The organism is Vibrio sp. 1F169, assembly GCF_041439605.1.
GTDB classification, from domain to species: Bacteria; Pseudomonadota; Gammaproteobacteria; order Enterobacterales; family Vibrionaceae; genus Vibrio; species Vibrio tasmaniensis_A.
On record NZ_JBGOOI010000018.1, the window covers coordinates 50,115 to 71,867 of the forward strand.

At 39.3% G+C, this 21,753-nt stretch carries 20 protein-coding genes; 6 read left to right on the forward strand and 14 right to left on the reverse strand.

The window, feature by feature from the left end; genetic code table 11:
- Positions 1–436: 436 nt before the first annotated feature.
- From ACED53_RS09840 to ACED53_RS09885, 10 genes are all read right to left on the reverse strand, one after another.
- The gene (locus ACED53_RS09840; RefSeq protein ID WP_017101647.1) at positions 437–928 is read right to left on the reverse strand and encodes a DUF695 domain-containing protein; all 492 of its coding nucleotides are present in this window, start codon (positions 926–928) and stop codon (positions 437–439) included.
- A gap of 309 nt (positions 929–1,237) precedes the next feature.
- A complete protein-coding gene (locus ACED53_RS09845) occupies positions 1,238–2,380 on the reverse strand; it encodes a PIN domain-containing protein (protein WP_371715246.1) in 1,143 nt (380 codons plus the stop codon).
- A gap of 147 nt (positions 2,381–2,527) precedes the next feature.
- Positions 2,528–3,160, reverse strand: a complete 633-nt coding sequence (locus tag ACED53_RS09850) for a hypothetical protein (RefSeq protein ID WP_371715247.1) — start codon at positions 3,158–3,160, stop codon at positions 2,528–2,530.
- A gap of 153 nt (positions 3,161–3,313) precedes the next feature.
- Entirely contained in the window at positions 3,314–4,147 is an 834-nt protein-coding gene (locus tag ACED53_RS09855) for a hypothetical protein (protein WP_371715248.1), read from the reverse strand.
- Between the two features lie 163 nt (positions 4,148–4,310).
- Positions 4,311–5,054, reverse strand: coding sequence for a hypothetical protein (locus ACED53_RS09860; protein WP_371715249.1), 744 nt, complete (start codon positions 5,052–5,054; stop codon positions 4,311–4,313).
- Entirely contained in the window at positions 5,051–5,878 is an 828-nt protein-coding gene (locus ACED53_RS09865) for a hypothetical protein (protein WP_371715250.1), read from the reverse strand. The genes ACED53_RS09860 and ACED53_RS09865 overlap by 4 nt, the downstream gene beginning before the upstream one ends.
- 548 nt (positions 5,879–6,426) lie before the next feature.
- A complete protein-coding gene (locus ACED53_RS09870; RefSeq protein WP_171388279.1) occupies positions 6,427–7,617 on the reverse strand; it encodes an MFS transporter in 1,191 nt (396 codons plus the stop codon).
- Positions 7,604–8,593: a hypothetical protein gene (locus ACED53_RS09875; protein WP_371715251.1), complete on the reverse strand. Its 990-nt coding sequence runs from the start codon at positions 8,591–8,593 to the stop codon at positions 7,604–7,606. The genes ACED53_RS09870 and ACED53_RS09875 overlap by 14 nt, the downstream gene beginning before the upstream one ends.
- Positions 8,583–9,440, reverse strand: coding sequence for a hypothetical protein (locus tag ACED53_RS09880; protein WP_371715252.1), 858 nt, complete (start codon positions 9,438–9,440; stop codon positions 8,583–8,585). The genes ACED53_RS09875 and ACED53_RS09880 overlap by 11 nt, the downstream gene beginning before the upstream one ends.
- A 106-nt stretch (positions 9,441–9,546) precedes the next feature.
- The gene (locus ACED53_RS09885) at positions 9,547–9,678 is read right to left on the reverse strand and encodes a hypothetical protein (protein ID WP_301338056.1); all 132 of its coding nucleotides are present in this window, start codon (positions 9,676–9,678) and stop codon (positions 9,547–9,549) included.
- A gap of 181 nt (positions 9,679–9,859) precedes the next feature.
- On the opposite strand from ACED53_RS09885, the gene ACED53_RS09890 reads away from it, so the two are divergent.
- Positions 9,860–10,714, forward strand: coding sequence for an EamA family transporter (locus ACED53_RS09890; RefSeq protein ID WP_371715253.1), 855 nt, complete (start codon positions 9,860–9,862; stop codon positions 10,712–10,714).
- 109 nt (positions 10,715–10,823) lie between these two features.
- On the opposite strand, the gene ACED53_RS09895 is transcribed toward ACED53_RS09890, so the two are convergent.
- Complete coding sequence (locus tag ACED53_RS09895) at positions 10,824–12,128, reverse strand: tyrosine-type recombinase/integrase (protein WP_371715254.1); 1,305 nt, start codon at positions 12,126–12,128, stop codon at positions 10,824–10,826.
- Positions 12,125–12,253 carry a hypothetical protein gene (locus ACED53_RS09900; RefSeq protein ID WP_371715255.1) on the reverse strand — a complete coding sequence of 43 codons (129 nt, stop codon included), beginning with the start codon at positions 12,251–12,253 and terminating at the stop codon, positions 12,125–12,127. Before ACED53_RS09900 ends, ACED53_RS09895 begins: the two co-directional genes overlap by 4 nt.
- 507 nt (positions 12,254–12,760) lie before the next feature.
- Between ACED53_RS09900 and ACED53_RS09905 the strand changes: the two genes are divergently transcribed.
- From ACED53_RS09905 to mrdA, 3 genes are all read left to right on the forward strand, one after another.
- A complete protein-coding gene (locus ACED53_RS09905) occupies positions 12,761–12,949 on the forward strand; it encodes a hypothetical protein (protein WP_017101218.1) in 189 nt (62 codons plus the stop codon).
- Between the two features lie 537 nt (positions 12,950–13,486).
- On the forward strand, positions 13,487–14,491 hold the full coding sequence (locus ACED53_RS09910) for an AbrB family transcriptional regulator (protein ID WP_371715256.1): 1,005 nt from the start codon (positions 13,487–13,489) through the stop codon (positions 14,489–14,491).
- 1,040 nt (positions 14,492–15,531) lie between these two features.
- The gene (gene mrdA / locus ACED53_RS09915) at positions 15,532–17,394 is read left to right on the forward strand and encodes a penicillin-binding protein 2 (protein ID WP_102579816.1); all 1,863 of its coding nucleotides are present in this window, start codon (positions 15,532–15,534) and stop codon (positions 17,392–17,394) included.
- 776 nt (positions 17,395–18,170) lie between these two features.
- On the opposite strand, the gene ACED53_RS09920 is transcribed toward mrdA, so the two are convergent.
- On the reverse strand, positions 18,171–18,434 hold the full coding sequence (locus tag ACED53_RS09920; RefSeq protein ID WP_102488805.1) for a hypothetical protein: 264 nt from the start codon (positions 18,432–18,434) through the stop codon (positions 18,171–18,173).
- A 502-nt stretch (positions 18,435–18,936) separates the two neighbouring features.
- Positions 18,937–19,722, reverse strand: coding sequence for a hypothetical protein (locus tag ACED53_RS09925; RefSeq protein ID WP_017101220.1), 786 nt, complete (start codon positions 19,720–19,722; stop codon positions 18,937–18,939).
- A gap of 821 nt (positions 19,723–20,543) precedes the next feature.
- Here ACED53_RS09925 and ACED53_RS09930 point away from each other — a divergent pair.
- Together ACED53_RS09930 and ACED53_RS09935 are read left to right on the forward strand one after the other, a co-directional pair.
- A complete protein-coding gene (locus ACED53_RS09930; protein ID WP_017101255.1) occupies positions 20,544–20,834 on the forward strand; it encodes a hypothetical protein in 291 nt (96 codons plus the stop codon).
- Positions 20,831–21,685 (forward strand): EamA family transporter, encoded by an 855-nt coding sequence (locus ACED53_RS09935; protein ID WP_017101256.1) that lies wholly within the window; start codon positions 20,831–20,833, stop codon positions 21,683–21,685. Before ACED53_RS09930 ends, ACED53_RS09935 begins: the two co-directional genes overlap by 4 nt.
- Positions 21,686–21,753: the final 68 nt, after the last annotated feature.

Here is a 21,753-nt window from a genome sequence, read left to right on the forward strand (position 1 = left end):
TTTTGAAAATTTTCTGACTTTACTTTAAGCGACTATTATCTTTTTAAGTTTTTGTTTTTATTGTCTTTATGTTTATCACAGACAACCATTTGCATTGATTTCAATGCGCCGTAGGGTGTGGTGAATAATTGAAAATACAGGGGCATTTTTGGAACGCTTTCCAATTAGTCTTTGTTTTCGCTAAGAGGCTAAATTATCGATGAAAAACGCCCCTATTGGAAGGGGTTGGGGTGTAGATTTGACCACACTGTTTTTACATTAACGCCAAGTTCCTCATATACAGGGGCACTTTAACCCCCAAAGTACAGGCTAAAAATGACGAGATTACAGTTAGCGGCAATTAGCGCTAGAACGTCTCTGGACATAAACGATTTAGGCGTATTGCGCTAAACCACTTAAATATCAGATTAGAAATAATATCTTAAAACCTTAAACGCTACGTTTTTATTTGCTCGAAATACCACTTCGCTTGCTCCCATTCCATATCTTGTTCCATATGGTAATCAAATTCTCTGGGGTATTTGTAATGCTCTAAAAGGTATTGTAAGTGCTGATTCGCTATTTCAGGATCGTAAACTCTCCAAACCATCCGTCTCGTGCCATTCCAAGTTTCACGAACTAAGAAAAGAGCATTGCCCCCAGCTTTGATCTCTTCATCTAACTGGTCACAGAAAGGATCAACTATATCTCGTTCTTCTTGAGACGGCATACCGTTATCAACAAGCTCTTTATAATCAATTATAAGGGAAAGATGCCAACTAAATATTTTTTTAGGTTCAAAGTTCTTTAAAGCAGAATTGAGTACCCCTATACAAGGTAGCCCTTCTTCTTTCCATTCTAATATCCCATACTCTTCTTCGGGGATGACAACACGAATTTCATTTTCCTTTAATGCGGACTCTTTCTTCTTGAATAGATTTTTAAGCACTAACCCTCCTTAAAAACATAACGCTTAGTAGACGGAATAACTCCGCTTTTTCTTTCCGTCTATCTTGCTCAACGCTTCTATGCAACGCAAGATATATCAGTGTTTTACTTGATAAATTTTGAGTAACAAAAACGTGCCAGATCTAGCACTCTAAGAAGCTTTGGGGCATTTCTGAGGTAGAACGTGCCACGGGTAAAAATTCAGCCTGTGATGGTTTTGGACAAAAACGTGTCAGTTATATCGCTCTATTCGACTTGCGCCAGATTAGAAAAAGTACCTTGAAATCTTAAACGCTTTTATTAGGCGAATTCAGTAGATATCCTGCACCTCTATCTTTTCTAAGCTTACATCGCAACTGATATGACTTTTGTCGGCACCAAGATACGACAAATGTACTTGAAGTTGACTTGTTTCGATGTCGGTTTCGATACCACTTAGCTCTATAACCCCCTTAAAGACGACCTCAATACTACCAGTAACTCTAACTTTGCTTAAATCTTCAATTTCTGATTTTGAGAGCGCTTTTCGATATTCATATGAGAGTGATTCATATGCATCATTTTCACAATAAAATGACAGTTGTGCTTCACATTCAGCAGCAAGCGTGTAAGCAAATTTTCCATTACCCAAATAGCGAGGAGAATCGACTGAAATTTCCTTTAAATTTCGAACATGCACTTCATGTTCTGCTAACTCAATATTGCTAAGATCATATGGTAGTTCGACAAAGTCTTCATCATAAAAACCTTCGACTTCTACTAGATAATTGTCCGTCAGATACTGAGAAATCTCATAGCAAGAATCGAATGTTGAGAGAGTTTCTATAATAGACGTAACTTTTCTTTCACTTGCGTTCAATTCAACAAGAGTTGCTTTCAACTGCGGAATTTCGATTACTTCAGTGAGGTCTTTAAAAAGCACTACATTGTCAATGTCTTTTATTGCTTCAATTAATGCGCCGTCTTTGGCAACAACAAACAACTCATCTTCTTTCGCCAGTTTGCCTATAGCATCTAAAATCACTGCATCTGGGATATCTTCTCTTTGCTTCTTATTACGGAACGCCCCTGTCCCAGAAAAATAGGATTTAAAGAGATCATCAATTGAAGTATCCGAGATTAATGGCACCACGACCTTATTCTCTTCTACCCATGCATCTACGAATCGATCTGCTTCTTTTATTGACGATGACACGAAATTTGTAAATTGTCTTACGACAAACTTATCTTTTTCTAAGATGGATTTTCTATCTAGGTTGTCCAGTGCTGAGTTTAGTTTCTTTAATTCACCTTCAGCTTGGTCTTGCCTTTTACTTTTATATTCTTTCAACACCATTTCGGGAATAACTAAGCAAATTGCATTACTTTTAATCAGCCTCTGTAATACTTGGAATCGAGATGATTGCAAACCTTCCTGATGCAGAATGTTGGTATCTAAAAGAATTTTAATCATTTTACTACTGGATACTCCAAAATATGGATTCGTATAAAGCCCAATTAAGTAGTGAGCAACGCTATCACTAACCTAGTTTGCTGTAGACACTAAAGCTGATTCAAACCAAAGAATGCCAAGTGTTATAAATCATACTTAAACTAACTTTTATGTTTTGTTTATCACTGTTTTTACATGCTGTTTATGTCTATTGAAGACCGACTTCAAATCTTGAAACTCTCTATTGACGTTCTTCTCATATTCGGCCTGATCAACCTCATGTGGGCGATATACATATTGCACAGCGCGATATTTACCAATTTGCTCTCGTAGTGATATTGGATTAAGAGGAGCAACATCATCCACTTGATATAACAATTCTAATTTTGCATATTCACTAATGATTGAAGACATCAATTCATCAAACGTACGGCTAAGGTGCGACATCCTCTCGCGCTCATAGTTACTAAACTCAAGATCATGCGGATAATCCTCTATCACTCGATTCATCAAAATCGTGCCCTGTTCTACAGTGCAATCTAGCAACTTAAGTAGTGTTTCGTAATAGGCTGTAAATGAACTAACTTTATTTTGCTTGCGCCACTGCCCACCAACATAAAACGCGACAAAAACACCGATGATAGTACCTACACCAGCTAGAATAGAGCCAACAGCTGCAATAATATCTGTCCATTTAATACCTGAAAAGCTCTGACTTAAGGCTGTAGTTCCCAGTAAAAAACCAAAACAGGTCAATACTATAGAGAACAATGCAATTACACCCGTTGCTGTAACTTTCACTCAGTACTCCCATACTCTAATTTTAAAACATAACGCCCAATTCAGGCGTGCAGCACGCGACCACAACACTCAAATTTAACACCGTAATCACTAAACTAGACTAAACCAAAAGGCCAAGCATTCTGAATCAATCATAAATTGTTTCTTGAGTTGCTATTCGTAGAACGAACTATTATCCAGATACATACCTTGCTCAAAAAAATCTAGCTTCGTGATATCACTTATAGGAGCACTGACCTTGAAAGTAAATGACACACTTTGCCCAATAGATAACGGGTCACTTTTAGGTCCATAGTTTAGAGTGCAATCGACATCACCATACCCATTAAAGATGACCTTGTCTGGCTCAACACTTTCAATACTAAAAGATTCAACGTTAATAGCATCTACCACTGTGTGAGATGATATTTCAATTAAAGCTTCATGTGATTCAAAGACTAGCTTATCAAAGACTATATCGTGTACTTCTTGTTCAACTTCATCAATGATATAGCTCTTTATGTCATGAATAGCGTCTAAAATACTAGTGAATGAGGACAGTAAATCTTTCAGGAAAGCAAACGCCTCTTTCGGGCTTTTACCTAATGCCTGCTCATTAATATGAGTGTATTTATTAAGTTTTTGATATAAATCTAGGTAATCTTTTGTAACCTCTTTGACTTCTTCTTTCACCCCATCTGGCACAAGGTCATCGGGGAAATAGCTTTGCGTACAAAATTTTAATTGCTGTCTTCTATTTACTTCTCGTTCTTCAGACGCACGTACGTGCCAACACGCTAACTTTACGCTCTCAACAGGAGCGAGACGATCGGTGACGCGAGAAAGTAATTCTCGGATTACAAAAGCAAAGTTGTTAAAGCGTATCGGGTTACCCATTGAGCAGTAATTTCGCAGAGCCGATGTAAATACCTGCTGCTCAAAACCACCATCTAGGCGAATACTTAAGTTTTCTACTTCAGGAATTGTTTTTAATCTTTTTAGTTTCATATTTCCTCGATACTGACTTGCAATTTAACGCCGCATTGAGGCGTTAGCAACGCTACCACGAAACCCAACCACACAAGCGTAAACACAAAGCCCAACGATGGAATGAAAATACCAAGCGTTAGGAATCACTTTCAAATGCTTTATTATGCACCGAATGCCAGCATTAGATGTTGCTCAAATAACTATCTGCACCTACACAACTTAAAACGTCTTTAAAATCTTTTTTCGCAAGAACCTTTAGGTTGTCCTGATCTAAATATTTTGTACAAATAAGAACCAGCTTGAATAATGAGTAATCGGTAAAGTTGATTAAAGTTTCATAGAACTCTTTTTTATCAGTTAAAGTAAAACCATTCTCTTCCGACATTTTCCCATCAATAGTTTTTACAATAATACAGAATGTTCGGGTTACAGAGTAAATTGCATCATTATCATCAAACGATTCTATGGCACCTTTTATCTGAGGTACTGAGGCGTTTGCTCCTTTTAATTGAAGTATCAAGTCCTCCAATTCACTAACAGCTGCTGAGGAATACTTTACATCGACTTCACCATTATTTAAAAAACTAAGCTTAAAGCTTTCAAATAGTACTTTCTGGGAGTCAATCATATTAAAAAAACGAGATTCAAAAGCACGAATTTTCTCAAAGTGCTCACTCTTCTCGATTTCTGATTTCAAGTGATCATTAGATTCACGCTGTAAGCTTAAAGAGCTGACAAGTAACACAATCGTGAAAAAAGTCAGAATTGGGTTTAAAACCCCACCCAAGAAATCGCCCAAAACACCCCAATCTCCTGGGTTTTTAGAAATCTCGTAAGAGTGTAAATAGCTAAAATTATACCAATAAGACAACCATGCAAGTGCAATAGCTGCAACTGAAATTCCAACTATTCGTCTAAACATCATACATATATACCTGTTATCAAGTACTTGATTACTTTACCAGTAGGCAATGCAACTCTCTTAACTCTAACTTTTATAAACTCACCATTTTCTGGCGGTAACGTATTATTTTTATGCAAGTTTGAAGATATTGCTTTACGCATCTCGTCGTTAACCGCGCGAACCTTACTAGCAAACCCAAATGATTCTATTTCTTCTTGCGCCTTAATGTAAAAACGGCCGTTACCAGTAATTGAATGGAACCTTACTATAACAACGTCCATTTCTTCTTCTACATCAGACCGTTCAGCATCTGTTATGTTCTTCGCTGTACAATTGTTAAAAAGTAGTAACTCTTTAGGCTCTGGCCACCCTCGCTTTCTTTGACGCAATTTTATGTCATAGTTAAAGTAGTTAGCAATCTTGTGCGTATCCACCAAAGGCTCTTTCAACCTGTCTACTAGTTTATCTGTGATATCAGACAGTTCCTCTACTAAAGCTTCTGCATCAGGGCTCAATTGACCCGTATCCAAATATAATGCTTCTAATACAAAGTAGCTTAATACCTCTAAGAAAGTATCGGTTCCAATTTTTCTCAAGCGACTTTGCAACTCTTTATCAACTATTTCAATAGAGAACTTATGCCCATATGAGCCTGTAAATGACTGTTTCAGTTTTGTCCTAGCGTCACTTTTATGGGTTCTCTTTTCAGGAACTCTTGCTCTAAGTATAGCTTCAGCAGCGATACTAACGACATCAGACGTTCCTTTGAGTGTTTCCAGTCCATATTGCATATCAATTTCATTATCAGGACTACCGATAACTATGTCCAAATTTACTTTCATCATACAGCTAAACCCTTAATTTTTAGGTTGACATTATAATGCAATTAATTGCTATGCATATATTTTTATTGTTAATTGAGAGGTATAACAAGGAGATGCAGAACAGCTATTAGATAGAATTTTTTCTCTACAAACAGTGAGCTATCAGTATGATTCATATAATTATTCTGTTTAGATCGAAGTAAAGAACTAACGCGTAAGCTTGCAACTAGATCTAAGCAAGGTGAGTGATGATAGCTAGTTCGAATTTATCCTCGTGATACAAAACGGGGATTCACAATGAACAGAACTAAAAAATAGATAACTCTTGGTAGAGAAAAAGCCCATGAAGGTACTGGAGAGAAATTGCTTCTTAGGGTTGCTCTAAAAGACCTGCACCCGCACAGTAGGAAAGATGATCGTGACCCTAGATTCGATGCTCAAAGACTATGAAAAATATCAGCAACAATTAAATATTGAGACGATAATCGCTGTTTAGGCCAAATAGAATTCGTCCGCTTGCTTGTCCTGTTACCAAAGCGAGGAGGTATGATGTCTTGTACACACTCCAATCACTCTCTACGTATCAAAAATATCATGCTTGAGAATGTAGTAACTGAAATGACTATTAAGGTAAGATCAATTAACTCAACTAGTGATGCAAAAGCAAACAGCAACATTCCCATAGGTATTGCGGTATTCATCCAAAGTTGTTCCTTAGCAGCAAAAATCGATAGTTGATTAGGGGATAGCTCATTTTGAACTTTCGTATCCCACTTCACACCACTCATAGTGGTAAATAGAGCTCCAATAAGGCCAAACATCGCGATTATGTAAATGTTCATTTGGCTATTGAAAGCCAACAATTGAATAGTAAGGAATAATAAACATAGGAAGTGGACACCTTTCCATTTTACGTTGGTAAGCTTTCCTGTCATAACGGAGGCCGACCCTAACAGAGAACCCACTGAAACTATAGTCGCAACAAGTGCCCATGAATATTCTGAATGATTTTGTATAATTAAGAATGGCCCCGCACTACCCATAAACCCAATACAAACTGAGGCAAAGAACCAACTTCTTATACCATTCTCAGACCAAACTGGAATCATAGACATCTTATTTGAGTTTGTATCAGGTTTGGGTGTTTCTGACTCGCCAACTGAATTGACTTGCTTTTCAAGATCCATTAAGGAAAACATAAGTAAGGCGAAGCCAAAAGTAATAACATCAACCAATAGAACTAGTTCGAAGCCAAGAAATATAACTATCGTAGCGCCAACTAATGGCCCAAGGATCCCAAAAACGTCACCCATAGCCGATAGGATTGAATTACATCTCTCCCTTTCCTTTTCTAAAGTAATTACTGGTATCAACCTGTATGAGGAAGGGGCGAAAAAAGATGAAGCTATACCGTATATAAAAGAAGATACTGCCATTGCTACGATATCATTACTATAAATGTAGATATAAAGAAGTAAACCAAGCTGCGTCAATAGCTTAAAAAAATCCGAGACAAGGATTACTCTCTTAAGGTTAACAAAACTTGTTCTTCGATATTGTAAAGTCCCTAAATATCTCCCTAACCATAAAGATATAAGCACGATGCTAATACCTACGCCTGACGGAGATATTTTTACAGATTCGATGGCAAAGGCTATTGGTATTATAGAATTCCCTATAGAAGAAACAAACGAGGCGATACAAAAAAGGAAAAAGTTTCTACTAATATTACCCAATAGTTTTAATCTAATAGCTTTCATCTGTAAATCCTTTGATTATTAAGCCTTCTTTCAACCCGAATAATAGGAAGTCCATTACTTGAATTTCAGGAAGCCCTAATTCATTAGATATATCCCTTGCGTTAAGGAAAAACTCAGTTTGAATTAATTTAAGTATCGAAGAATAAATAGGCTTCAATTTTATTCGCTTTTTCGGTGTAATTAACACATCATAAGAGCCCATCGATTTTAACGGAGGAAAGTGATTATAATAAGCCCTTAGATTGGTTGTTTTTTTCAATAATTCAGGTGCAATAGAATACGGCAAACTACTACCTACTCTAGGTTTCAAAACCTTCAACTTCTCTTCCAAGCTCAACTGATCATATGTCGTATCATTATACCCCTCAAATGCCACTGTTAGATGCATTGTGAGTTCACCTAAACCGTGAACATTATGTTTCTTACCTCTAGGGTAAAACGCCATATCACCTACGCTATAAGTGATATTTGGCGTATTGTTATCGTGACTCCATTGTTTCTTTCCCATAATTTGGAAAATAATAAAGGGGTGGTCATCAGCATGCATCAAAAACGCTGTTCCTTCTGAGCATGTTACATAACACTGTACCCAGCACTTAACACCATACTTTGATTCAATATACTCCTGTACTAACCTTGCTTGGGGTATATAGTCATTCATATGATCGAAGACAAACGTTCCTCCTTTTTTCAAATATTGCACCACATTATCGCCATCAACTACTGAATGTTCGATAAGACCATCACCTATTCTCGACTCAATGAACATAGCTGGGTGGATATCCTTCCCTTCCGATATCAATCTCAGGTTGAACCTAGAACTTCCAACATTTAGTATTGAGTCGTATATTGAGGCAGCCAAACTCCTAAATTTTTCAGGTGTTACATGCGATGTCGAAAATGAATCTGAAGGTTTAATTCCAATATTTAACTCATCTATAGAGTTAAATATTTCTTGATAAAATTTAAAAAACATACACAGCGCCTATCTTGATCATTTTCTCGATTAAATTGGAATCGCTTTTTGACGAAATTAGTTCTCTTAACACTACAGGTTTGGATAATTTGAATTTCTTACTAAATAATCTATTTTTTTCTTCATCTGTTAATTTTATTCTCCCATATCGAGTCTCGATGTAACCACCTTCAAGCTTAAAACTATTAAGCGCTACTTTCGCGCGACGACATAGAATTTTGATATTAGCTTTAAGGTTAGGATCGTAAATCGGAGGAATAAACACATTGCCGTCGAGCGACTCCACACAACTCAATCCTATGAATAGACCTGGACCATTACTTTTGAAAATGTGTAAAACTTTAGACTTAACGTTATGAGACTCGCCATTTTTTAGGCGAACACATTGAGCGGAAGGCAACTTATCTACATAATCAAAAGTAATACCCATGAAGCTTCTGGCTTCTATTATAGGAAAGTCGAACTCTACATCATTTTCATTAGGCCATTCATAAATACACCGTCCTAAACCATCAATGTCTAAAATGATCGAATCTTCGAAATCTCGATGAACTCCAAACGGCGTCCAATTTTCTGAAGTAGATATAAAAACATACACGTCTTTTAAGTCTGGATTTTTGTATCTCGCTAATATTTCACTTTCCAATAGTAGTGCATTAATTTCTCTAGTCAGCAACAAGCTCCATTTAGAAAGCTCATTGATTGCCAAGCAGTAACCCTCACCGACAATTCCTCTTAAATGCTCGTGAGGAGGTTGATCACAATCACCCCATAATTTTGGTATTGACGCACATGCTCTATAATCTAAGCTTTGTCCTTTAAAAACCCTGTAAGTAGGTTCAATCATTGTTGAGTTAAAAGCACTATTAAGAGAGCTATTTATTACTGAAATAGATATCATTTATATTTAAAAAGCCCTCATTCTAGAGGGCTTCTCCATAACGTCTTATAAACTAGTGCCCAACATCTTGACGTGGACTATCATTATCGCAGCAAATGCTTTCACTAGCCTCAACCTCAAAGTCTTTTGAGAATTCCTCGTTATTTTGTTTTACATCCTGATGTACCTTAGTCTTATCTTCCATAAATAGCTCCTTGGTAAATTATCGTTAACTAGTGCGTAATGAACTCAGCTCGCACGCAATCAACCTGATGCATCTCAATGTAAAACCCAAGTTAATTATTTATAATTTATACAGCTTCCAAGTTGAAATATTACACTATCAATATATCCTACCCTTACCAACTAGTTTTCCTGAGTAAAATATGGATAGTTCTTATTTATTTTTGATACTTGCCATTACATTTAGCGCACTGGATAAATGGATATCAAGAATATTTCTAAAAAGAACACCATCATATAATGAATACCTATTTACCTATCAGAGTTCATGCAGTTTACTATCTGGATTACTTATAATTTCCGAACTAAATCAAGTTTCTAAACAAATCAACAGCGAAGTTGACCTAAAATTTTTATTACTTTTAATAGTATTTAGCATTATCTCTTGGATGGGGTTTGCATACTCGACCTTTAGGGCTCGAACTTCAATTGAATTAGGCGTTGTCTCTATAATCTCTAAAACAAAGATAATCTGGAGTGCTATTTTCGGAGTTAGCTTTTTAAATGAGAAACTTACTTTCCTTCAAATATTGGGCGTTATGCTCATACTTGTCGCCTCGCTACTCATCAGCAAAAATAACAAGATAGGTCTTCTTTTTTCAAACAATTTGCACGCGTGGCTCGCCCCAATCTTTCTCACTATAGCTATAGGTATTGATAAAGTGCTTACGATGTACTTACCCTCTAGCATTATCCTTTTCATCGGTTTTTCTGGAACCGCTCTTTTGACGCCTCTACTATTTAAAGTTCATTATGGGTTAATCAAAAAAGTTCTAGTTAACGCGGTAATAACAGCTACTTGCGGCACAGCAAGCTACTATCTTCTCTTAAAAGTGCTCAACATTAGCTCTTTTAGTTTAGTCATGGCTTTATTCCAAGGTGCCTTCATCCTCGATATTCTTTTTGGTTACTTCTTTTTAAAAGAGCACACTAACCTTATAAGGAAAATAGTCTCTTGTTTACTCGCCACCCTTGGTATTTTAACTTTGGCTTCATAACGTACACTTATTCACAAAACTCCAAGTGTGACTGCCCTCAAACACGAATTTCACCAAAACCCTAGCCATAAAGTTTGATGCACTTATGTTATTCCGACAGATATTTTAATCACCATTCCCAAAAATCCACTTCATATCTAAACCGTTCAACCTCCTCATCGGTCAGTTCCAGTATTGCTTTGATAGGTCTTACTCTGCGTTTGAGGGGAGATTTCATCGGCTTAGGTTTGGATGCTCTCACTTTTCGAGCTTTAGGATTACTCACAAGCTGACCCGATAATATTCCACTAATAACCTCCCCTATCGCCTCAGCAGATTGCGATACTTGCACCTCATCCACGTGAGCGTAACGAAGCGTGGATGAAAGACGCGTGTGACCCAACAGTTTCGACACCATTGGGATAGGATACCCCTCTAGCACCGCATAACTGGCAAAGGTATGGCGCAAGTCGTGAATACGAACATCCTCGATATTGGCTAAGGCTCGCACCTGTTGCCATACCATACTAACCTTAGTCGACCGACTCACAAAATTACGTAAAGGTACAAACACATCATCAGGTGACTCGCTACATTGCGACCATGCCTGCTTGGATATGTCTGAAAGGAGCTGTTGCGCTTCCTTGCCCACATACACCACCTTCGCACCCGTTTTGCTGTCCGGCAAGTGCCACTCCCTGCCTTTAACAAAAGACCATTGTAGGCCTGTTACCTCTGAAATTCGACACCCCGTTAACAGCACCAGTTTTAGCACCTGACAACAGCACGCTTCCAGATTACCTTGCTGGCTGACCACAGTTAATGCCTTATCCAATCGCGCTAACTCATCCAAACTCAAAAAACGATTGAGCTTTTTTTTACGATTTTGCTTGAGACCATCACAAGGGTTTTCCATGCAATAACCTTGTTTCACCGCATATTTGAAGATAGAACGAAGCACATCAAGATTACGGTTGGCAGCCCCTGCGTAATTCTGGCTGAGTTCATCAAACCAACGATGCACATGAAACGAATCAATACGGCTGACAGGAAAACGTCCAAACTCGGGCAACAAATGCCTTCTTAAGGCGCTCGACGCTGTCCCTTGTGTACTCAGTTTCCATCCCTTGCAGACCTTATCCGTCCATTCTTCTTTCACCAAAGCATCAAAGCGAATTAACCGTATCGGTTTCGTCTCTTTTTCTAAAAAAGAAGACTGTAAAGCTTGCACGTGTTGTCTGGCTTGTTTTAGGGTGAATTGTCCCACGGCCGCTAACGTCTTATTGGGAATGGGTAGATAAGTCACATAGAAACGGCGATCATCGGCATAGACTCTAACCCCTAACGCGGGAATTTTGGTATCCCACACCGTATACGTTCGAGTTTTTGAATGAAGAGATTGAATCACTTTAGAAGTGAATAACAGTGACTTCATGAGCGCATCCCCTTAACGAGTACACCCGACACATGAGAGGCCGCCTGACACACGTCCTCACGTCCCAAATGCGCATACTTTAGCGTCGTTTCCGCTTCAGCATGCCCCAAAAGACGACTCAGCACGATCACGTTCACCTTCGACTGAATGGCAATACTGGCGTAGGGTGTGGTCAAAAATTGAAAATACAGGGGCACTTTCACCCCAAAAATACAGGCTAGAAATGAAAAAATTCTAGAACGCACCATCGCATCAAACCAATCAAATATCCTTTTATATACTGGAGGCATTTCGTGAACAGTATCTAATCCTGATTTTCATTATAAACCCTTAACGAATATAAATTAAATGTAAATAATTAGATCTTAGCCTTTGTGTTAACTTATAAAATAATAAGTAACTATCTACTTACTCTGGCAATAAGTAACAAAACAATAAGGGAATTCTTCATGGAAAGACAAATAAAACTATTTTCACTGAAGAGAAAAGGAGCAGCAGTCCCTAAAGTAAACATAATTAGTATCAAATCAACTTTCTCATGAAGACGAAGCTTCTGGGTTTAAAGATACTTAATTTCAATTAATTTTGGTCGTTAAAATTATGGTTTTTCTTATAAAAAAGAGTGCGTTGCTATGAAAAATGAAAAGTCAGTGAAAACAATTCAAAAAAAATCGAAGTTTAGAGACTATTTACGCTATCTGCGGATTAAATTTAAAAGGTATAATTTTAAAAGTGGAAAAAATAAAAATGCATCTCTCGATGTGAGACACCTTTCTGACCATTTAAAAAAAGACATTGGTATATATGATAAAGACCACTAACATCATTAATATCTCTTCGTACTCTTGTCTTACTCGTTGTGTCACAAAGTTTAGTTGCACTACATGCGCACTGATTTTTAGAGGCAATTAGGCTGCTGTCTGCAAAATGTCTCCCAAAAAGATAATCCTTCAGGATTATATGAGCTGTCCATTTTAATTATCGACCATAGTTCCACTCCTACAAGGGTGGAACTAGCTTCCTCATCAGGTTTCCATTCCGGGCACTGATACATCTTACCTTGCCAGTGACTTTGCTCAACGATTAGACAATGGTCAATATTGTGTAGAGACAGATAGAAAAGGAGTACTTCTTTGATTTCATCATCAATGCTACAGGAATACAACGTTCACTCGATAGAAGCAATCCGGTACTTGATAGCCTGCTAAGTCAGAAACTGGTGATATTCAAATGGGCTTGTATGCTCTTGGGCGGATAACTTGTGGTGATTTTTACATAGTCAATAACATAGATATGATTAATAACCAAATCTCCACTTTATTGTCATCCTTCAAGCTAAAAAAAGGGGAAACCAAAACATGTATCTAGCCTCATTCATAGCTTTGGTTGGCTCGCTCTTATTTACATATTTCGAGATACCACTAGGTGTAATGTTCGGTGCCCTGATTGCTCTTTTGTTAACGGTAAAAACAGGGTTTACTCTAGCTCTTCCCAAAAGCACATTGACCGGAGTACAGTTAATCCTTGGTGCCACAGTGGGCTCAATCGTCCCTATGCAGACTCTTTCCAAGGGTTATCCGATATTACTTTTTGTGGGAATCGTCCTTTGTATGTCCGCACAAGTTCTCACCTCGTATCTCTGGCTTTCTAAGCGAGAGAAATGGTCAAAATATGAAAGCCTACTTGGGGCGGTCCCGGGAGCGATGGCCGCGGTTCTTGTCATTAATGAAAATCACAATTCACCTTCTAGTAAAGTGATTTTCACTCACACAGTTCGACTCATTTTCTTAATCATAGCTTCCGCTCTTCTTGTCTCAGCGGACAATTCACCAGTTCCTGGGCCGGCTATTTCCTTAGACAACCTTTGGATACTTCTCCCACTTTTCCTCGCCTACTTTTCAGGTTTGCTTCTCGATAAAATTGGTACTCCAGCACCGTATATGGTGACTGGGATGTTAGCAACTATGTTTGTGAACTCTGAGTTACCGTCATACAACTTTCTTGTCCCGACAGAGCTTGTTTTTATTGCAACATCCGCTCTAGGGGCATTAATTGGGATTCGTCTAAAAGATATAACCGTTGTAGATATCTTCTCTTATGCGCGAGCTGGGATTATTGCTACAACGTTAAGTCTTACAGTCACAGTTGTTTTTGCATATATATTCAGCAAGCTAATTGATAAGGAGTTCATCGTACTCTTGATGTCGTGGGTTCCGGGCAGTGTGGAGTCTATGACTGTCGCTGCCATTTATCTTGGACTAGAGCCTGCATTAATAATGCTTAGTCATATCATTCGCATGATAATGCTTCATTCTATCCCTCTCGGCTTCAATATTTATAAGTATTTACGGAGACAATTATGAAATGGGACATTGGTGTTGGCTTGGTTTCATTAAAAAACCTCAGTTAAGACTGGTTTTTTGCTTTTTCCATTCCTAATAAGCTCTTTTCACTTAAATGCATTTAATTTACCTATTGAAAGAAATTCAACTGGAACTTCCGTTCTTCAACGGTATCCAGTCTGTACTTTGTAGTATTGAAGAGCGGAGTTACGCTGCTTCTATCTAAAAACATCAGAAACAATAAAGCTTGAGAAGTACAATATCCTCTCATCATTTTTTGCTTTGAACACATTATTCATCATCGGTAAATCTATCTAATTTCTATTTAGACCGTCAACCTCCTTCGGTAATCACACCACTCCCAAAAAGTGAACACTAAGGCGATCTTTTCCCAGAGCACACCCAGAGCACAGTCCCAATGCATGGCGGCATAACACGTCTCTGGACAAAAGTTTGTTAGGCGATTTACTCTATTTAGACCATTACGTATTAGAAAAAATATAGGTATTACACGATATATTTTGGTTATCACTCCTCAAGGTATGCTCAATATTTACACATAGAAAGACTGTGCTATTCAATAGGCAATCTCTAAACATCGCCAGCAACCACGACATCATAATGTATGGGTTCGACGTCATATCATGGTGAGAGCTGCGTTAAGTTGCTTAAACAATGGTGGGTGATTAAAAATATCAGTCATAGTACGACTAGGTTTATGGATTTAGAGCGTACTGCGGGAATCGCCCCCGCATCATCATCTTGGAAGGCTGAGGGTAATAACCATTAAACGCTGTACGCTTTGCGTTCATATTCCTTGATAATCAGTGGGGTGCTTAGTCAGTTTTAGCCTAGAAAGCCAAATCAGACTTGAAATGGACATCCACATAGTATTTCATATGCTCGGAGCGACAATACCCGCTCCCCAAAGGACGCGAACCGAAGTAGAAAAAAGAGATATTACATACGCCGAATCAACCATTTAGGGATTGGTTCTACGCACCCATCAATCGAGGCTCACTTCTGTGGCCAATTCAACTCGACCACAATAAAAGAACATTATGAAGAGTAAAAGAAGCAGACTTCGAGATCATGAACTGGAAGCCAGTTTATTCAAAAACCGAGCCGTGTTTGCTTTCGTATGTATTGTCTTTCTGGCCGGGCTGCTGGTTCTCAACATTTATAACCTGCAGGTGACAAAACATCAGTATTATCAGACACGCTCTAATTCTAATCGTATCAAAATCATTCCTTTGCCGCCGACCAGAGGGCTGATTTATGACCGCAATGGCGTCCTTTTAGCAGAGAATGTGCCAGTGTTCAGCTTAGAACTCGTGCCAGAAAAGATAAAGAATATTCCCAAAACGATTGAGAGACTCCGTGAAATCATCGATATCTCTCAAGAGCAAGAAGAAAGGTTTAATACAAACCTCAAACGGGCACGACGTTTTAGTTCCGTGCCTCTGTTGGACAACCTCAATGACGAACAAGTCGCCAAATTCTCGGTCAATCGCTATAAATTTCCCGGCGTGGATGTCATGGCAATGCTCAAGAGACATTATCCCTACGCCGATATTTTGACCCATTCACTCGGCTATGTAGGACGCTTGAACGAGTCGGAACTCAACAGGTTCATCAGTGAAGGGAAAGAGCTCAATTATAAAGCCACCAGAAACATCGGGAAAATTGGCATTGAACGCTATTACGAAGACATGCTCCATGGCAAAGTGGGCTATCAAGAAGTCGAAGTGAACAGTCGTGGTCGCGTCATACGTGTACTCAAATACGTGCCGCCTATCCCTGGTCAAGATATCACCCTCAATATCGATATTGAGCTTCAAACCTACATCCATAACCTGCTTGGCGGTCGAAAAGGTGCCGCCGTGGTGCTCGATCCTCGCGATAATGGCGTCTTAGCGATGGTGTCCAGTCCGAGCTATGACCCCAATGCCTTTGTCAGCGGCATCTCCAGGGCCGCCTATAAAGCCTTGCTCAACGACAGAGATAGACCCTTGGTCAATCGCGCCACGTTAGGTACCTATTCTCCAGGCTCGACCATCAAACCCTTTGTTGCCGTTGCCGCCCTCAATGAGGGGATCATTACCCCGAGAACCAAAATTCGCAGCGTTGGCGCGTGGCGAGTTCCCAACAGCAACTCTCGCGCGTTTCGCGATTGGCTCAAATGGGGCCATGGTAGCGTCGACGTGACTCACTCTATCGAACAATCCGTCAATACCTTCTTTTATCAGATCGCCTACGATATGGGCATTGACTCACTCTCCAATTGGATGATGATGTTTGGCTTTGGCCAAAGTACCGGGATCGATATATTCGAGGAAACGTCGGCAAATATGCCAACCAGAGATTGGAAAAGAAGTCGTTTCAATAAACCTTGGTACATCGGTGATACCATCCCTATCGGGATTGGACAGGGTTACTGGACCACTACCCCCATCCAAATCGCCAATGCCACTTCCATCCTAATCAATGATGGCCGAAAAAAACCGATCCGGTTGCTCGATAGTGTGTCGGGTCACAACGCGTCGACCGCCAAAGAGCCAACCGAATTCCCGCCGATCGAAGGTGTACCATCAAACTACTGGGTACTCGCCAGATACGGCATGTATTTGGTGAACCACGGTAAAAAAGGCACCTCCAGAAAAGTGTTTCGAAACGCTCCCTACAAGAGCGCCGGGAAATCCGGTACCAGTCAGGTCTTCGGTCTGGCAGAAAACGAAGAATACGATGCTGAAAACATTCCCGAACACCTAAGAGATTTGGCCTTGTTTACCGGCTTTGCCCCATACAACGATCCGCAAATCGTCGTGACGGTGATCCTCGAAAACGCCGGTGGCGGTTCATTCAATAGTGCGCCCATCGTTAAGAAGATTTTTGATCACGTGTTACTCGAACCAAGTCAGTGAAGTCCGAGCGATAACCCAATCGGTAGCAGTGGGCGATAGCGTCATCGCCCAAGGCTGGCCCGCATTCCCGCGGCAGCCTCAAACGGTTCATTGTAAGATCAGACTGCAAATATGATTGTCTTGCCAATCATAGTGACAAACAAACGTGTCGCTAGTGCCCGTTTCCAACTGAAGCTCAGGCGTAAATGCCAAGCTAACATACCGTTTCTCTAATCACCCTTGCTCGCTCAAAGCAAAAATAGGCCCCAATGTATTGATACGTCGCTTTAAATAACGCTTCTTTGGCCGAAAAGACGAGGGTGCAGATAAATCACATCAATAAGTAGAGCGGGAAGGCAAATTATTGTTGGCAAGTCGAATTTGCCCCCTGATACATCACGGGAATTCACGACGAACAGTATTAGAAAAATGGATAACTTCTAGTAGGGCAAAAACCCATGAACAGGATATAAATGAGTAAAATCACTAACCAATTTTGGTCGGATAAGCGACACCTGTTACCAGGTGCCGCTCTCCTAAGAACCCAGCGTGCAACTTTCACTGCACTGGGCTCAAGCCTCCGCGAAGGCGTACTATGTACACCCACTTGCCAATAAGGCAGATTTTGCAATGCACATTTGAAGCTTCAATACTTACGACCAAAGCTATTCTGGTTAAAGAGTAGCGTTGATGTTCATTAGGAGAGGCACTAACTTTATATAAAGTCATCATTTGCGTTTCTCCTTTAATAAAGTTCCTCAAATCATCTTGCAACGGGAGACCCGCTGGAAGTAGGCTCACTTTCGTGCCAGACATAAGTCTGTATCTGCATCATTACAATACAGCATTAGCTTTCTCCAGCATCCTCTACCTGCACCACTATCGGCTTTCTTCGCAGAAAGCTTTCCCATGAAGGAATGATACAGGCTTACCGTGTTCCGTATGTCGCGTAATGTCAGGTTAGATGCCCACTCTGGTGCGGAGAGCTTAATGACCACGAAAGAGTACTGCCCAACTTCTTTCCCGCTCTCGTTGCCTTTTGGCCACAGCGTATTAACCACTTCCGCTGCTTCTCATGTGGCGCACCTTAAATGGATTCACATATGTTCATCATACTGACTCCCTAGCACTCACCCGATTTGTGGTTGTCAGGAGGAAGTTCTTCTCACGATTTACTTCCCGCCAAGTAGTTACTTGACTTCGTTACATTGTCTGGCTCGCTACTTTATTCAGAGCCATAGGGTCATCTGGTGATACAGATGGTTCACGCTTTCGTGGTGAACAACGCTTCATACGACTTCACGTCGCACGGGTAGATCTGAGCTAGTTGGCACTTTTTGAAGAAAGTGCCAAGAGTAAAGCTTCAGATCTATGAAGCCTCTGGACAATTCCGTGTTATATGTATTGTTAAATTAGCATTTAACGGATTACTTTAGGTACAGCAAAACCCCTAATAGTGGTCAAATTCACTTAGCCACTACAGAACAAAAAATATATTGATACAGTGCATTTACTAGGGGAGCATTCAACAACCTCTGCTCTAACGATGAAGAGGTGGACACTTCACTGCAAAGTTTTCGCATACTCGCGCATAACTCTGGCATTGTCCGCGTACTCTTCATTACCACATGGTTCACCGTTGTTGCTGATCAGAGGGCTTGAATAAGCAGGGACAACCTTTTCAGAATAACTCATGACTGTCCCGTAGTTAGAACAATGAAAAGCTCCAGAATAAGGTTTTACTTTACTTCTATTTGCAGCAAAGACCTGTTCCATGATCCAAAAGTCTCCACTTTCAGAGTTAGGCCGTTCATGCATTGCCCACCCTAAATGTCCTAGCTCATGTTCTAGCACGGTAATCGGGAAGTCCTCCGCAAGCAGTACAAAGCTGTCGTTCAAGTTAACCATTGTCATCCCATTAATCTCCTCTTCGATGACCAATGGATGATTATCACTTAAAACCAAAACGTACTGCTCTTTTGGAGCGTCTAAAAACGAGTTTACCTTCGAAGAACTGATTGCTTGTTTTAGGTCTGAATGCACAGAGGAGATAGACATACTGTCATGAGATATTGATACAGAATGGCTATCCTTGAACACACGAGTTATAGGGATGCATGAGTTAGACAGTATCGTATTAGACATCTTTACCGCTTCTTGCAATCTGCCTTTTAACTCTTCCTTGTTACCAATCTGATTATCAATATAAAAGGTGACATTGGAATTAACGCTTCTTTCTTCTTCGCACTCCGGGAAAGTAAAATTTGGTTTCGTATTTCTTTGGCTGTGCATAATTATAATTACGATCACAATAGAAGCGAGAGTTAAATTTCTTTTAGTCTTTTTCATGAATCCCTCGGTCGCTATTGAGCGTTAAGTCATTAAATGTTTTAAAAAGAATAAACCCGATACTAACAATAGGGAATAATTACCACCACTAATTATTTATCGGTCACTACGGTGATATAGGCGACCTTAATGATTAAATTATGTAATTAGCTTTTTTTGCTTCTTGCATGGCCAATGCAATTTTATTAGCCCCTGATTCAGCTATGTCTTTTAATTCCTTAGTGGTCTTTAATATTAGCTCGGACTTATCCATTATGTTCCCTCTATCTTTGAATTTTCGAAAGAAGCGTTAAATAAAGTAAAACGATCTAAGGAGAATAAACTAAAAATATCAACTATATTAATAATTAAGTAATAATTTATTAATATCAAATCTTTACATACAGTAGCATTGCAGGCTATGGAAATTATCAGGCCTATACTAAGTATGAATAGTTATAATGACCCTTGAGATAAAATACGCTGGCATAATGAAGAACACTTCTCCATTGATGACGAAGTTGAATTTCATTTGGTTTCTTGGGGGAGTCCAAAAAACATTATTGAGTTTGGGGTATATCACGGGGCGAGTCTCGTTTTACTCGATAAGATTTACACCCCTGAATCCATCATAGGCATAGACAAACGTCGAGAACATCCAGCCTTAAGTCAATACCGAAAGGGGCCTTCAGCACACTCGGTAATAGAGCCTTATTGTGGAGTAAAGCAAGATCATACAGACAAGCTCATTCAAATATTAGAATTACACTTCCCCAAAAAAAAATGTAGACCTAATTATTGATGATTGCAGCCATTTATATGAACCAACAAAAGCCGCCTTTTTGACATCATTCCCTTATCTAAAATCAGGTGGGATATACATCATAGAAGATTGGGGATGGGCGCATTGGCCGGGTGAGTTTCAAAAGAAAGAGTTTTTCCCCGGAACTCCTTTAAGTAAATTGGTTTTCGAATTACTCATGCTTCAAAGCGTCATTCCAAATGTCATAGCTAAAATTGAAACTGATTATAATCACGTTGCTATTACTAAAGGAGAAGAGAGTAGCCCCAATAACCGAAAACTATTTGAACTCATAAAATGCAAGACCTCGATTCACATTGAGAAACAATGATAAGTTCCTACACTATATTAGCTCTAGCTATGACTTTAAGTTCATTAGACAAATGGATTTCACGAGTCTTTCTTAAGAAAAATCCTTTATGTAATGAATATTTACTAGCCTATCAAATCACATGCAGTTTACTCGCTGCTCTGTTTGTTATCTTCGAAATCGAACAAATCCCTACAAAATTCGACAATACAAGTGAACTTTGGGAGCTGTTGCTTTTAAGTATATTCAGTGTTTTCTCATGGCTTGGGTTTGCGTACTCAACCTTTAGGGCTCGTGCTTCAATTGAATTAGGCGTTGTCTCGATAATCTCTAAAACAAAGATCATTTGGAGTGCTCTGTTCGGGGTTAGCTTTTTAAATGAGACACTGACTTTCCTTCAAATGACTGGCGTTATACTGATACTTGTCGCTTCACTGCTCATCAGCACAAGTAACAACATGAATCTTCTTTTTTCAAACAATCTACACGCGTGGCTCGCGCCAATCTTTCTCACTCTAGCCATTGGTTTTGATAAAGTACTTACGTTGTACTTACCTACTAGCGTTATCCTTTTTATCGGTTTTTCTGGAACCGCTTTTTTGACGCCTCTACTATTTAAAGTTCATTATAGGTTAATCAAAAAAGTTCTATTTAACGCCGTAATAACAGCCACTTGCGGAACAGCAAGCTACTATTTTCTCTTAAAAGTGCTTAACACTAGCGCTTTTAGTTTAGTCATGGTTTTATTCCAAGGAGCCTTCATCCTCGATATTCTTTTTGGTTACTTCTTTTTAAAAGAGCGCACGAACCTTAAAACGAAAATAGTCTCTTGTTTACTCGCTACCCTTGGTATTTTGACTTTGGCTTCATAACGTACACTTATTTACAGAACTCCAAGTGTGACTCCCCAAAACACAAACTTCACCAAAAAACCTAATCT

Bases quoted from the DNA above. Each gene is read 5' to 3' on its own strand.
- ACED53_RS09885 (WP_301338056.1), bottom strand. From the start codon at position 9,678: ATGGAAGATAAGACTAAGGTACATCAGGATGTAAAACAAAATAACGAG.
- ACED53_RS09875 (WP_371715251.1), bottom strand. From the start codon at position 8,593: ATGTTTTTTAAATTTTATCAAGAAATATTTAACTCTATAGATGAGTTA.
- ACED53_RS09935 (WP_017101256.1), top strand. From the start codon at position 20,831: ATGATAAGTTCCTACACTATATTAGCTCTAGCTATGACTTTAAGTTCA.
- mrdA (WP_102579816.1), top strand. From the start codon at position 15,532: ATGAAGAGTAAAAGAAGCAGACTTCGAGATCATGAACTGGAAGCCAGT.
- ACED53_RS09870 (WP_171388279.1), bottom strand. From the start codon at position 7,617: ATGAAAGCTATTAGATTAAAACTATTGGGTAATATTAGTAGAAACTTT.
- ACED53_RS09895 (WP_371715254.1), bottom strand. From the start codon at position 12,128: ATGAAGTCACTGTTATTCACTTCTAAAGTGATTCAATCTCTTCATTCA.
- ACED53_RS09905 (WP_017101218.1), top strand. From the start codon at position 12,761: ATGAAAAATGAAAAGTCAGTGAAAACAATTCAAAAAAAATCGAAGTTT.
- ACED53_RS09925 (WP_017101220.1), bottom strand. From the start codon at position 19,722: ATGAAAAAGACTAAAAGAAATTTAACTCTCGCTTCTATTGTGATCGTA.
- ACED53_RS09910 (WP_371715256.1), top strand. From the start codon at position 13,487: ATGTATCTAGCCTCATTCATAGCTTTGGTTGGCTCGCTCTTATTTACA.
- ACED53_RS09865 (WP_371715250.1), bottom strand. From the start codon at position 5,878: ATGATGAAAGTAAATTTGGACATAGTTATCGGTAGTCCTGATAATGAA.
- ACED53_RS09880 (WP_371715252.1), bottom strand. From the start codon at position 9,440: ATGATTGAACCTACTTACAGGGTTTTTAAAGGACAAAGCTTAGATTAT.
- ACED53_RS09890 (WP_371715253.1), top strand. From the start codon at position 9,860: ATGGATAGTTCTTATTTATTTTTGATACTTGCCATTACATTTAGCGCA.
- ACED53_RS09845 (WP_371715246.1), bottom strand. From the start codon at position 2,380: ATGATTAAAATTCTTTTAGATACCAACATTCTGCATCAGGAAGGTTTG.
- ACED53_RS09855 (WP_371715248.1), bottom strand. From the start codon at position 4,147: ATGAAACTAAAAAGATTAAAAACAATTCCTGAAGTAGAAAACTTAAGT.
- ACED53_RS09860 (WP_371715249.1), bottom strand. From the start codon at position 5,054: ATGATGTTTAGACGAATAGTTGGAATTTCAGTTGCAGCTATTGCACTT.